Source organism: Aetokthonos hydrillicola CCALA 1050 (assembly GCF_017591665.1).
GTDB lineage: Bacteria > Cyanobacteriota > Cyanobacteriia > Cyanobacteriales > Nostocaceae > Aetokthonos > Aetokthonos hydrillicola.
Map to the genome: position 1 here is coordinate 1 of NZ_JAAKGC010000129.1, position 12,920 is coordinate 12,920.

Annotated in this window: 15 protein-coding genes; 10 read left to right on the forward strand and 5 right to left on the reverse strand. The window is 42.1% G+C overall.

The genetic code is table 11. The annotated features are described in order from the left end of the window. Window positions 1-275, forward strand: a 275-nt coding sequence (locus G4P69_RS32570; protein WP_208353965.1) for a hypothetical protein, incomplete at its 5' end; no start/stop codon positions are given. Here G4P69_RS32570 and G4P69_RS32575 read toward each other — a convergent pair. The 3 genes from G4P69_RS32575 to G4P69_RS32585 all read right to left on the reverse strand — a co-directional run bounded on the left by G4P69_RS32575 (window position 229) and on the right by G4P69_RS32585 (window position 3,107). Continuing rightward, a complete protein-coding gene (locus tag G4P69_RS32575; RefSeq protein ID WP_208353967.1) occupies window positions 229-1,239 on the reverse strand; it encodes a CHAT domain-containing protein in 1,011 nt (336 codons plus the stop codon). The two genes, G4P69_RS32570 and G4P69_RS32575, sit on opposite strands and share 47 nt — an antisense overlap. Window positions 1,240-1,473: 234 nt before the next feature. Beyond that, complete coding sequence (locus G4P69_RS32580) at window positions 1,474-2,388, reverse strand: DUF1822 family protein (RefSeq protein WP_208344115.1); 915 nt, start codon at window positions 2,386-2,388, stop codon at window positions 1,474-1,476. A 2-nt stretch (window positions 2,389-2,390) separates the two neighbouring features. Beyond that, window positions 2,391-3,107, reverse strand: a complete 717-nt coding sequence (locus G4P69_RS32585) for a hypothetical protein (RefSeq protein WP_208344116.1) — start codon at window positions 3,105-3,107, stop codon at window positions 2,391-2,393. Window positions 3,108-4,048: 941 nt separating this feature from the next. Here G4P69_RS32585 and G4P69_RS32590 point away from each other — a divergent pair. Continuing rightward, the gene (locus tag G4P69_RS32590) at window positions 4,049-4,708 is read left to right on the forward strand and encodes a tyrosine-type recombinase/integrase (RefSeq protein ID WP_208344117.1); all 660 of its coding nucleotides are present in this window, start codon (window positions 4,049-4,051) and stop codon (window positions 4,706-4,708) included. Between the two features lie 205 nt (window positions 4,709-4,913). Here the strand turns inward: G4P69_RS32590 and G4P69_RS32595 are convergent, their stop codons facing one another. Both G4P69_RS32595 and G4P69_RS32600 read right to left on the reverse strand, forming a co-directional pair. Next, complete coding sequence (locus G4P69_RS32595) at window positions 4,914-5,225, reverse strand: hypothetical protein (RefSeq protein WP_208344118.1); 312 nt, start codon at window positions 5,223-5,225, stop codon at window positions 4,914-4,916. A gap of 13 nt (window positions 5,226-5,238) precedes the next feature. After that, window positions 5,239-6,093 carry a hypothetical protein gene (locus G4P69_RS32600; RefSeq protein WP_243902563.1) on the reverse strand — a complete coding sequence of 285 codons (855 nt, stop codon included), beginning with the start codon at window positions 6,091-6,093 and terminating at the stop codon, window positions 5,239-5,241. A 124-nt stretch (window positions 6,094-6,217) separates the two neighbouring features. On the opposite strand from G4P69_RS32600, the gene G4P69_RS32605 reads away from it, so the two are divergent. From G4P69_RS32605 to G4P69_RS32640, 8 genes are all read left to right on the forward strand, one after another. Further along, a complete protein-coding gene (locus G4P69_RS32605; protein WP_208344119.1) occupies window positions 6,218-6,439 on the forward strand; it encodes a CopG family transcriptional regulator in 222 nt (73 codons plus the stop codon). A 40-nt stretch (window positions 6,440-6,479) separates the two neighbouring features. After that, window positions 6,480-6,722 (forward strand): type II toxin-antitoxin system RelE/ParE family toxin, encoded by a 243-nt coding sequence (locus G4P69_RS32610; protein WP_310834268.1) that lies wholly within the window; start codon window positions 6,480-6,482, stop codon window positions 6,720-6,722. 191 nt (window positions 6,723-6,913) lie between these two features. Then, window positions 6,914-7,429 carry a hypothetical protein gene (locus tag G4P69_RS32615; protein ID WP_208344121.1) on the forward strand — a complete coding sequence of 172 codons (516 nt, stop codon included), beginning with the start codon at window positions 6,914-6,916 and terminating at the stop codon, window positions 7,427-7,429. 272 nt (window positions 7,430-7,701) lie between these two features. Beyond that, window positions 7,702-8,484, forward strand: coding sequence for a hypothetical protein (locus G4P69_RS32620; protein WP_208353969.1), 783 nt, complete (start codon window positions 7,702-7,704; stop codon window positions 8,482-8,484). Between the two features lie 430 nt (window positions 8,485-8,914). Beyond that, entirely contained in the window at window positions 8,915-9,829 is a 915-nt protein-coding gene (locus G4P69_RS32625) for a type I restriction-modification system subunit M (RefSeq protein WP_243902564.1), read from the forward strand. Then, the gene (locus G4P69_RS32630) at window positions 9,768-11,000 is read left to right on the forward strand and encodes a hypothetical protein (protein WP_208344123.1); all 1,233 of its coding nucleotides are present in this window, start codon (window positions 9,768-9,770) and stop codon (window positions 10,998-11,000) included. Before G4P69_RS32625 ends, G4P69_RS32630 begins: the two co-directional genes overlap by 62 nt. Next, window positions 10,997-12,313 (forward strand): restriction endonuclease subunit S, encoded by a 1,317-nt coding sequence (locus G4P69_RS32635; protein ID WP_208344124.1) that lies wholly within the window; start codon window positions 10,997-10,999, stop codon window positions 12,311-12,313. The genes G4P69_RS32630 and G4P69_RS32635 overlap by 4 nt, the downstream gene beginning before the upstream one ends. Window positions 12,314-12,321: 8 nt before the next feature. Next, window positions 12,322-12,920: type I restriction endonuclease (locus G4P69_RS32640; protein WP_208353971.1), on the forward strand; the 599-nt coding region annotated here is incomplete at its 3' end.

Genomic DNA, 12,920 nt, shown 5'->3' on the forward strand with positions numbered 1-12,920 from the left:
CCTACCATGAAAAATTGTTTTTCCCTGGTTGTTTTTCTGCGTGGGGTAAAGAAAAGGATGGCCAGCCCCAAGGTGGCGCGTGGGGGGGAGTCTTTATAAAATTACAAATAAAAATGGGTGGAACCAAGGTAATACATGAAAAGGGGGAAAATTTTTCAAACCGGAGGTTTGTTTGTGAAAAAGAAGAAAAGAAAAAAGTCCCAAAAAAAAAAAGATTAAAAAAAATTTCTAAAAAAATTTTACCGCCACTCCATCTGGAACAGGTTCCCGCATGACAATTGCTATAGGAAGTTTTAAATCTTTAAGGAACTGCTGCGACAGTCCTAAACCATCACAGGAGTTGAAAACGCACAATTTTAATCCCTTCCTAACAGCTATTCCCAAATTCTCTCGAAGTTGGTCAACAGTGATACTAGCAAATGCTAAATTCTGGCTCTCATTCAACTCAAGCCGACCAACAATTCCATCCTGCTCACTTCGACTGTGTCCTGTAAAGACAAAAATGTCATAAGGCTGTTGCTGAAGTGCTCTGATGAGTTCGCTGGGTTCGGGCTGTCGCAAAATTGTAATTTTTGCGCCAACATCTCTTAAGCGTTCCATCGTCTCCACATCTGCCTGAGTACCTGTTTCAATGTCTTTACTGTTGCCCACAACCACTAGAATTCTTACAGAATTACCTTGTTGAAGACCTTGTGAAGGTTCAAACCCACCAGGAGTAAAGAAGGCAACTTCTGCACCTGAGTAGAAGTTTTGAAAAACATCCCATGCTTGCCAAGGCAAACGTCGCAGTCGAGGATCGTCAAACTGTAGAAGCAGACGGATACTTTTAGAATCGTTAACGTCAGTTTGCGCATATCTCACCAAGTGATCTCTAACATCCAACCAAGTTCTACTGGAAGTGTTGTTGAGCCATACATTCAATTCCTGACGTAAGCTTCTAGCGTTCTCAATGGAGTCACCTCCGCTCCTGCTGCGTTCAGGATTGATGCGACTAGCTTGAGATTGATTTGCCTCAGAAGTGTATTGAATAGAAAGATCGCGAAATCTGGCTGCCGATTCTCTCCCTGAGGAAAAATAGCAGTCTCTCCACTGTCTAAACACCTCGTCAAGGCTAACTGGAACTGCTGGCAAGAAGCCCTCACTCTCCGTATACCCTGAAGTTCCCGGCTTGTCAATTCTTACAGTAGCTTGGTATCCTGTCCCAGAATTTTCTCTGCGTAAAATAAATCTAATTTGCATTGAAATAACTTGGTAAATTTCAAAGTTAAGAGTTTGAAAGAGTCATCGTAGCCATATCCCACATTCTGCACCTTGAACTGCTACAAAGCATATTCCTTACAAAGAATATCTTTCTGAGCGATTGATTGTGGTATCTTCCTAAGAAAAATGTAATTTAAAATACTTATTGTCAGTGATATAAGTATTTTAGATTGCATTGTTACGTCCTCGTAGAGCCGCAATAATCAATGTGGTTTATATCATAAAGTTTTCAGAAAATATTAAATTTTTTAATACTATTCTGATACTGAATTGCTCTCCTGGTTTACCCGTAAATTCATGCTCAACCCAAGAATCAACTTCCTCAACTTGCCTTTGCATACAAATCATATCGTTATCATCTATTACCAACAGTTGAATTCCCTTGGGTAAGCAATTACTATAGGAACTGATCGTTGGGCAGAGTCGAACACAAATCTTAAAATCCTCTGTGGTTGTCGAAGTCAGTTGAACCAACAAAGCAACTGGTTGCTCGTCAAATTCATAGTCAATTTGCTTCGCCCGATTTATACTTTGACCGTAATAAGTGGAATCTCGAAATCGTGTTACTGAAATTAGTCTTGCTGGCTCTTGCCAACCTGGTTCATATGTCTCCCTTAGCCATTGTCGTAATTGTACTATTTTCCCAGACTCGATCCAATCAATATGAGCAATAAGGTTGTCTAGCGATCCTAGTTCAGCTAATCGAATATTTTCAGGTAGTTCAATAGCAGGCTCGGCAGGGATGAAACCTAACAATTCCACTTGGTCTAGATGTTGAGTAAACTGAACCGCAACACAACCAATGCGATCATATCTGGCCTCTACAGAAAGAGGATAAAGTTCCTCATTAGGCAGAATCGGATAACATTCCAGTCTACCAATACCGGGAAGAACTAAGTCTGCAACATTCAATAGTCCTCTAATACCAGGTTGGAAACTATCACCTTGTTCTAAGTCCGATTCAATTTCTATCCATCCTAGGTAAGTATGAACGGCGTAAACGGCTAGTGTATTTAAGTAAACCTGCTTCTTTTTAGCCTGAGTTTTTTGCTCTCTAGCAAATGCTTTTGCAATATAATGAGCATCCTTACCAATCGGAACAATTATTCCTTGATTTGTACTGTTCATGATTATTTTCTATAGAGCTCTTGAGCGATTTTTCGTAAAAGTGGAAGGCATTTTTTTTGCCAGTGATATATTAGGTTTGAATATTTAATTCCTTTTTTCTTTGAGATATATCTGAAGTTAACGGGTATTTCCTGAAGAAATAATTGAATTGTTAGAAATTGAGAATTACATTCGGGATAATTTTTGGGATAGCATTGGCGCAACTTTTTCTCTGGATCTTGCTTGATGTACTCAATTAATTTTTCATCTAAGTCAGATTCAATTTGTTCGATCAAACGGTCAATTGGTTTTAAATTAAAATCAGTTTTGTCCGAACGAAAAGGGTATTGGGTAGTTGGTAGTAGATCGCCTTGTGTGACTGAGTTGGCATCTTCACCAGATGAGATTGGCATACTTAGAGATATGTGTTTCTTCCAATAAACCTGATCTGTACTCTTCAGATCGTGAATGCGCCAATATAAATAGCTATTGATCCACTTCTTCAAATCTTCAGCAAGTGTGAGCGTATCGATATTAAACCTATCAACATTTTGGCAAACCCATGCCCATGTTATATTCAGTGCTTCTGGATAGTCTTGGTGAGAAGACGTTATAATTCCAGGTAAAGTTTGAACTTTTTTAAGCAGAGCATTAAGAGCTAAACTTCTCTTACGACTTGGCTTTGGGTGTTGGCACACCTCTTTGATTAGCGCTCGAAGTTCGTGATTCAGTTCATCCATAAATTTAGGTTTTTTGAACTGTAGATAGCTGCTTGGAATTTCAGCACAACTAAAGGAGAATCTTTTCGAGCTTGCATATAAGCTTAGCATCTCAGGCTCCTACGAGGAAAGCGGTAGAAGCTTTAAGCTACTCTCAGATTAAGCCTCCATAAATATAACACCGTATTTTAGAAGTTTTTGTAAAATTCTACTGCCGATTTCTTACAACTGGAGTTTAGACTAAAGATCAGGACTTACGCAACTGGCACAGGCGATCGCTCAATTTTAGTACATATGTATTGCATGACAAACGCAACTGACCCGACGTGATCGCCATTGATATAGTATGTAAGTACTATAAAGGAGTGACTTACCCAGAGAGGCTAGACTTACGAGGTAATACACGGTATTGGCTAATGTTGAAGCGGGACATTCAAGGGAAGTTCGCCCGATCAGTGATAGGTTAAGGTTATGAACAATTTGTCAATAAATAATAGGGCTTAAATTTGGGCGAAAATCCGGGTTAAAAACACAATTTTCGTCTGGCGATCGCGGGGTCACCGTGCCAATTTGGGAAAACCGTACGCTAAGAAATCACGACTTACTTCAAAACTTTGAAAATACGTTGAGAAAATCTCGTTTACTGTTTATTACTAGGTGCACAGTATAACTAATACTCTGCACACACGTTTATTACAAGTAGCCGTTTCGTGCCAGGAATCAACGCCCTTAAAAATATTTTATAAACACCAATAAATAACCGAATCTTGGTAAAGTTCCATAACCGTGACTGCCCTAACGGTAACGCTACCCCTTATTCCTTCAAGATTCGCCGATTGTCTGCCCTATATATCTTACCTGATCGCCCGTTGCCGAAAGTTGTTAAACCCTTGAAATAATTTGAATAATAAGCTGCTGAGGAGGCATGGGATAATATAATAGTCGTTGCTTTTGCACCCTGCTTGAAGATAGATCGCCACGGAAAAGCTAAAATCCTTACACCAGAGGAAATTAGAATGCTCTTCTCCCCAGAAGTTACTAATGCTCGGGATAGAGCACTGTACGCCATAATGCTTTACACTGCATGTAGAGTAAATGAAGCGATCACTCTTTTAAAAAGAGACGTGTACGATCGCCAAGGAAGAGTCAGACCAAAAATCACCTTCCGAAAAGGCAAGACCAAAGGTAAGCTAGCGACACGAGAAATCCCCGTCATCGAAGACTTAAGAATTCGCTTAGAAGAATACAAACCCTCACCCGGAAACCCCTGGCTGTTTCCCGGAAACGAAAATGGAACACGAGCAGACAGTTATTTGCACCGAGATTCAGCTTTGTGGCTGTTAAGAAAAGCCTGCCTGAGAATAGGGATTGAAGGAGTCAGCACCCACAGCTTTAGGCGAACAGCATTAACAAAGATGAGCAGTGCGGGAATACCTTTAAGGATCATCCAGGAGATATCGGGACACAGAACACTTGACGAACTATATAAGTATTTAGAGGTTACAGAAGAGCAAGTTTTAGGGGCAGTATCCGCATTATCCATGTTAACACCTGCGGAGCTCAGCTCAGAGAAACCGACTTTAATCGAACATTTTGATCATTCTTCCCTTCCAAAGCTTTGAACTTATAAGGGGTATATTTTGTGATTTTTATGACCCTGTGCTTTATGGGTAGTCAAAATCATCACGATACATGTATTTATATAACTGTCATCCCACCCATAAGGCGCAAAAACCAGTACAAGATATATCTAGTATTTCTTGCACTCATTAGCGACAATTGGCGATCGCCCCACAGATTTTTTCTAACTCTTGTTGAAGAAGGCAGCTATGCCTTCGTACTTCTGCCTTCTTCAATAAAGCTGCATTTATCAAACATTTGTCGTTCGCTGGTAGGAATAATTTGGGAACCAATGGTTCCCTTGAGAATATTATCAACAATCAAGGAAACAGAAATAGCAAGCCAAGGCAAACATTGAATACTTCTTGTTAGATGGCGGTTCGTGGCCGCTATATGCCTGCTGGGCCTGGATAGGTGAATTTGAGCGATCGCCCGCCCATGAGTGACTGACTTGTACGAGGGGGCAGGGAATAAGGGAATATTCCCTCTTTCATGCAAGGCTTGTGAAAATTTTTTCATCGGGACTGCCTTCTTAATCAGTCCCGTATTCCTGCTCTAAAAAGCTCAACATCTTTTCTTGTAACTGCGTCAGGTAAGGTGTTGAAAGTTTTGCTAACCCGTTTAAAACCCAGTAAGCGGCAGAATCCAAATTCCCAACTTGGTAAAGTTTCTTTAGCCGCCAACACAACTGTTGCATAAAGGTGCATTCCTCTTCCAGGTAATCAAATGACTTGATATTATCTGGCTTGACTACAAACTCGTTGTCCCAAGTTGTGACAGTGCAGCTGCAATCCCCGATATAGGTGATGATGCACCAACACCCGTTTTTTCCTTTCAAATCTGGATTATCTTTTGGAATAATTAGACAGACTTCACCAACTGAATTAGAAATTGGCACTTTGGTTCTTTTTATTTCGCGCTCCACGATATCTTTCACAACCGTACTGGAGGGAACCTTGTTTCCAGCTTCCTCCACTGCCATCTGCCAAACAATGCGTTGTTTGTCGGGTTCAAGTTTGGTGAGAGGTCGGACTTGTCGTTCGCTGGTAGGAACAATTTGGGAACCAATGGTTCCCGTCAGGATATTATCAACGATTATGGAACCAGAAATTAGGTAGTTTACGTGACGATGAGTAAAACTAAAGCGCTCACGACAGTATTCCTGAAAAGTTGCGTAAGAATTACGATATAGACGGCGATCTCGTAACTCTTTAAGAGCTTTACCCGCCTCATAGAACGACTTTTCGATGATTCGCTCCAAATGCAGGCGATCTTTTTGTTCTTCCAAAGACAGATCATCATCGGTAGCCACTTGTGAAATATTAACAGTGGTTACGGGGGGATCTGCATCATGGTTGTCGCCAGCATCGTCAAGAGGTTCATTCATGAGAGACTTGCGGAATTTGACAGGACTAAAAATTAATAGTCAGGTACTCTACTAATAAAATTAAATTATACATGAGATATAAACGTAGAGTATAATTTAAAATGTCGAGTAAGGCGTTAGATAAATGGCGAGACCTGGTGGCAATCCCGATTTTGGAACCAAGTATCGCATTGACTCTGTTCATGAACAGCCGCTATCTGAACAGGTGAAAGTGTTAATGTACCCAGCAATGAAGCAGCAATTAAAGAACCTAGCAGATCAAGAAAACTGCTCAGTGCCAGACTTGATCCGAAAGGCAATAGAACAATATTTACTTACAACCGAAGCCACTCAGATCGATCTCTGAGCATTCATCTTCCATCTGGGTTAAATATATTCGGATTATTATCCGCAGCATGGCGGATTTTGGCGAAGCGCAGACGGATAAGTACATCGAAGGTCTTGAAAGCGCCTTGTGCGAACTTGCAGAAGCGCCCAGCAAGGGGCAGCCTTTCCTAAGCGATAGAACAGGGCAGGAATATTCACGCTATCGCTATGTAAGCCACGTTATTTATTACCGAAAACGGCAGGATGATATTTTCATTGTGCGTATCCTTCATGGAAAGATGCTGCCTGAAAATCACTTGTAAACACTGGCATAATATCGAGAGTGGTTGCTTTATAAATGCTAGATTGAAAATCGATCGCCACGGCAAAGCAAAAAAATCAGCGTTGGTGAATCATGGGACGATTTCGCGCAGTGCCCTTGTGCCCAATCGCATCGACTAGTTCACCATGTTCTCGTTACCAATTTCTCAAAGCCTAGAAAGAAGGAGAAAAAATGGGAGAAGCTAAGCGTCGTCAGCAGATATTAGGTTCAGAATACGGCAAAGGCAATCAACAAACACACTTTGGACTTTACCCACCTTGTGGTGCGCCGAGTGAAATAACTTCTGAGGGATGGGTTGTACACTATTTATCGCCGGAAGAAGTCCAGAGATCGCCGCAGATGCAAGAGATAGCAACAAATCTGTTACAGTGCATAGCTGTTGGTGGAACACCGAACTACAATAAGAAGCTATATTATGTCAGGATTGATGTAGGTCATGAATCAGCTTACGCGATCGCTAGACCAGTTGTTGCGCCTCCTAAGACAGAAATTATGGTGGACTGGGTGTTTTGGGACAGTTCACCGCCAGAAATTGTGCAGGCGATCATGACACCAAGATCTGAAATAATGCAAATAATTGAACGGAAACTGAAAAAAGATTTAGATAGCAGGAAAGTGCGTTTATCAGAGGTCGCCAATGATGTTACCCCTGGTAGAATGCTGGGGGCTAAAATTATATTCAAATAGTGGGGACGTAAGGTTTGATGCGTAGGCATCAGTATCACGTTTCTTGTGGCGTTAGTACTGCTAGCATCTGATATCAAAAATGATAGCAGTAAGTTTTTCCGGCTATTCTTCACTGACCCAGGAATCAGAATTGCTATCAAACCTGATAGCGATCACGATAGCAATTCATCACCCCTCCCGAGTCACCTAAAAAACATGGGGTTTTTCTTTTACAATGAGCTAAACAGCCAATCTTGATAAATTTTGTTAAACAACACACTTGTGGAGAATCAGTGAAAAACTTGGCAGGGAATGATGTCGCTATTTTTTTATTCCGCTTTGATTTAAGCGGGAATGGCATAAATTTTATCCTGAACGAAGCTATTGCAGCGGATATGTACGAGGATATAGACAAGAAGATGAGACCCCTGATTCATACTTGCTGCGAAACACTCCTGCGCTACAAGCACCTAAGTTCAAGTAACACTATCATGGATGGAAATTTTCTGGTCCAAGGGAGTTTTGAAGTCACCCTCAGCCGGGGATTAGGCAGTCACTTTCCAGAAGATGAGAAGCAAGAGTTATTTCAGGATGCTAAAAATATTGCCGATCTCCTAGCCCTTGTAATGAATAGAAGAACCGTAGAAAAGAAACAAGGGATACAACGTACCGAATCCCCCACACAGTTTACTCATAATCCTAAGGAACTGAAGAAAGGGTTTGCTAAGCTGGGACAAACCAAACGCCTTAAAGCAGAATGGCAGCGTCTAGCAGAGGATAAACCAAAAATCTCTGGGCTCAGGCAGTTGCGTCCAGAGGACTTACCCCCTGATGTCATTGCATCAAGCGGATACGATCACAGGGGATTCTGCTACATCTTTGAACACAAAACCCTTGGAGATCTGGGCAGAATCATACTGATCAAGAAAGGGGAACAGCAAGTATTAATAGAGGCAGAACTATTTAACGAGCAAGAATCTCCCGACTCTCCTCGCATACAGAATAAAAAGGAAATATTTGAAGCGGTAATATCAGCTGTAAACAATTGCTTTAATGAAAATTTTGGCTATGGCTAGATATAGTCCCTGCTTTTAAGTGTTGGCGTGTTGAAACTTGACGGTTGGCGATCGCTCTCCCTGGCGATCAACTGAATAGGGTAAAGTCAAAAATTATGTTGGAAGGTGCGCTAAATCTGTTAAGCACAGTATAATCAAACAACTTGGTTATAATCGTCACCGTTATCTATGCCCGCTAACACTACAGAACTAGAAAAACGTCTTTGGGATGTTTCTAATGGATTAAGGGTTAATTCCAGGTTTTACAGACATTATTTAGTAAGACATTTACTAAATAATCTTGTTTCTTCTTGGGCAGTATATGGTAATAAAGAAATGGTTTGCTCAATAGGAACATGTACTCGTTAATATTTAAGTTCATTTTAAATTTGTCGTTTTTTGTTACCCCAGAGCATAATAATATAACGTCATAGTCCTTAAGGATTACCCTTTGCAGCAGCCAAAAATTACCCTCAGCCAACTTGAAAATTTTCTTTTTAAAGCCGCCGACATCCTGCGTGGCAAGATGGAAGCTTCCGAGTTTAAGGAGTTCATCTTCGGTATGTTATTTATTAAACGCTTGTCGGATGAATTTGACCGCAAGCGCGAGCAGCTAAAAAAGCAGTATTTGCATATCCAAGATGATGAATTGTTGAAGGAACTGTTTGAAAATAAAACGTCCTACGGCGAGACGTTTTTTGTACCCCCTCGTGCTCGATGGCATGAGTCCTGGGTTGATGAAGAAGGAAATCAGGTGCCGCCCCTAAAACATTTAAAACAAGACATCGGCAATATGCTTAACAAGGCTCTTGCTGCTGTAGAAGATGCGAATGACGCCCTGGCGGGTGTACTGAAAAACAATATTGATTTTAATGCCACCAAGGGAAAAACCAAGATTCCTGATCAGAAATGGAAAGACTTACTGGATCACTTCAACCAGCCACAGTTTGTCTTGGTGAATGATAACTTCGAGTTTCCCGACCTTTTGGGTGCCGCATACGAGTACCTCATAAAATATTTTGCTGACAGTGCGGGGAAGAAAGGTGGTGAATTTTATACCCCAGCCGAGGTAGTGCGGCTGTTGGTACAGTTGGTAAAGCCTCAGGCAGGGAACACCATTTACGATCCTACTGTAGGATCGGGCGGCTTTTTAATACAGTCTCATCAGTATGTGGAGGAGCAAGGACAAGATCCCAACAACTTGGCACTTTACGGGCAGGATTCAAACGGCACGGTCTGGTCTATCTGCAACATGAACATGATCCTACATAACATTACCCGATATCCGTCGCTATGTAGACAACATGCCAGAGCCAGAACCGGAGAATGTGACAGCTCACTTAATAGGCGGCATTCCGGAGAATGAAATAGCGGCGCAGCAGGGATCTTTTGCAAAGTTTAACTTAAAATTGGATAACCTGATTACACCCCACCGACCAGGGTATTCTGGATTCTGCTCACATATTACAACCAAAGAGGCTATTAAAGATAGCCTGGAGCAGAACGCAGATGTGCAAGCTACCCTTAGCAATCACCACATCATTCTCGAAGACTGGTGGCGGATAGCTCGGGACGATTTTGCCAAGCTGGAGGGAAACAATGTCCTGCCCCAGGTGCGCCAAGAATTGCTAACTAGCCTTAAGCAGAAGCTTATCCCGGAAGGTGTGTTAGACGAATTTCAGGTAGCGGGAGTATTTGTCAATTGGTGGCAGCAAATTCGCTACGATTTGAAAACTATCATTAGTATTGGCTGGCATCATACGCTGATTCCCGATGAATATCTACTGTCAGCATTCTTTCAGGAAGATGTTGATCGCATAGAAGAATTAGAAAACAAGATCAGCGCCGCCCAAGGGGAACTGATCGAGGCGTTGGAATCGGCGCAAGAAGTCGCCAGTTATGAGCCTGACGAAGAAGAATCGATCACGGTAACGGTCATTAAAAAATCCCTTAAGGAACTGATCGAGGACCTGAAACATGCAGCGGCAGGTTCTTCCGGAGCCAGGGAGCGTCGGCGTTATCAAACAGAGTATGATGTTATTACCCGTATTGAAAAACACCTTAAAGAGTACAAAGATACACTCAAGCAGCAACAAAGTAACCTCGATCTGAAATTGCACCTGAAACGTTTAGGTGGTGACGAAGCCAAAGCCGAAACTCGTGAACTGTTAAAACAGATGGAAACCCAGCTTAATGGGCTGAACCCGAATAACAAGGAAGATAAGAAGAGAATCACTGCGCTTAACAAGGATGAGGCAGCGCTAAATCTGCGTTTATCGCGGACTGACGAGGTACTGACGGCGATCAATGGCCCGTTAACTGATTCAGAGGCGAAGACCCTAATCCTACAGAAGCTGTATGACTGGGTAAAGGAGCAGCTTACCCGCTACCTGAATGCTGAAAAGCGGGTCTTAAGCGCCTGTATCGAGAACCTATGGGATAAGTACGCGGTATCGAGCCTGCAGTTAGAGACGGAGCGAGCGGAAACGCTAAAAACCTTGAATAAGTTCTTAAGTAAGTTGGGCTATTTGGAATGATTCAGAACCAAAATTTTGAAAATAAGTGCCTTCGTGATATCGCATCCAAGAATAAATTTTCAATAGTTGATGGCCCTTTTGGAACCCAATTACATGCTTCTGAATACCAAGAAGAAGGCATCCCTGTCGTTCGAGTTGTAAATACCACCTATGAGGGACGATTTGATTCAAGAAAATTAGTGTTTATTTCTTTAAAAAAAGCAAATTCTTTAAAAAGAAGTGAGGTCAAGCCAGGCGATATTGTAATTGCAAAAACAGGAGCAACAATTGGGAAGTCAGGTATTTTCCCAGACACTTTTAAAAGAGGAATTATTGCATCTAGTTGTATAAAAATAAGTGTTGATACAGAAATTGCAGATTGCCGCTATGTCAACTACTTAATACAAAGTCACGAAGGACAAAATAAGATTACTGATGCGGCGGGTGGTTCCACACGTACTACGATCAACACTAAACCATTTGGTGATATAAGGTTTAATTTTCCATCTTATAAGGAACAAACCCAAATAGCCGTGATACTCACCAGCATTGATCGCGCTATTGAACAGACCGAGGGGATTATCGTTAAGCAGAAGCGTATCAAAACTGCGCTGCTGCAGAACTTGTTGACCAAAGGCATCGATGAACACGGAAACATCCGTTCAGAAGTAACCCACGAATTCAAGAATTCACCACTGGGACGGATTCCGGTCGTGTGGAAGGTGAAAACACTGCGTGAGATTGGCAAATGGTTTAGCGGAGGAACCCCATCTAAAACAAATGAAGCGTATTGGGATGGTATTATACCATGGGTATGTCCTAAAGACATGAAGGTCTTCGACCTTCATGGAACCATAGAAATGATTTCCGAAAAGGGAGCGACATACGGAAGTAAAAGAATGCCAGCAAACAGTGTTTTTATAGTCGTGCGCGGAATGATACTTGCACACTCTTTTCCCGTCTGTTTTTCACACAGAGAAATGGCTTTCAATCAAGATGTTAAGGCTATTATTTCCAACGATGAAATAGAATCAAGATATCTAGCTTATTGGTTTGTCGCAAACTCCTCCCGATTGTTAAGGATAGTTACAACCTCTACTCATGGCACTAAGCGGCTAGATATGCATGAACTACTTGAAGTTAATCTTAGTTACCCTCAAAGAAAAGAGCAAATCCAAATCATTTCCTTGTTAGACAATGTAGAGCGTAACATTGAATTAAATCACAAGCAATTACTTAAACTACGTGCCCAAAAGACTGGCCTCATGCAAGACCTGCTCACTGGCAAAGTCCGTGTCACCAATCTGCTCGATCAACCCTTTACCCCCACCTGAACCAACTAATGGCTCCCCAAGATAAAACCCCCGACCTTATCAAGCTCGACGAACGCAACCATGTTGAAAAGCCGTTGCTCGACCAGCTTGCGGGCTTGGGTTGGGTGGTACTGGACTTGGAGATGAAACAGCAACCGGGGGAGACCTTTCGCGACAACTTTACCGAGGTGGTAATGTTTCCGATACTGCGGCAGCAACTTCAGGTGATAAATCCTTGGCTAGAGACGGATCAGATTGAACAAATAGTTAAGCAGCTAACGGCCAGTTTTCCCAGTAAGAGCCTTTTGGAAAACAACTGCTATGTCTTCACCCTGCTACAAGAGAGTACCAGCATTTCGGAAAATCGCCGCACGAGAGATAGAAGCCCCACCGTCAAGTTTATTGACTTTGAGTATCCGGCCAACAACCATTTCATTGCCGTGTGCCAGTTTAAAGTGCGGATTCTCGGCACCGAGAACCATATCGTTCCAGATATCGTACTATTTGTCAACGGGTTACCTGTGGTGGTCATCGAGTGCAAATCCCCCAGGATTAAGGAACCCATTACCGAAGCCATTGATCAGCTTCTACGCTATGGGGAACAACGGGGTGCCAAGGGAGAAGGCAG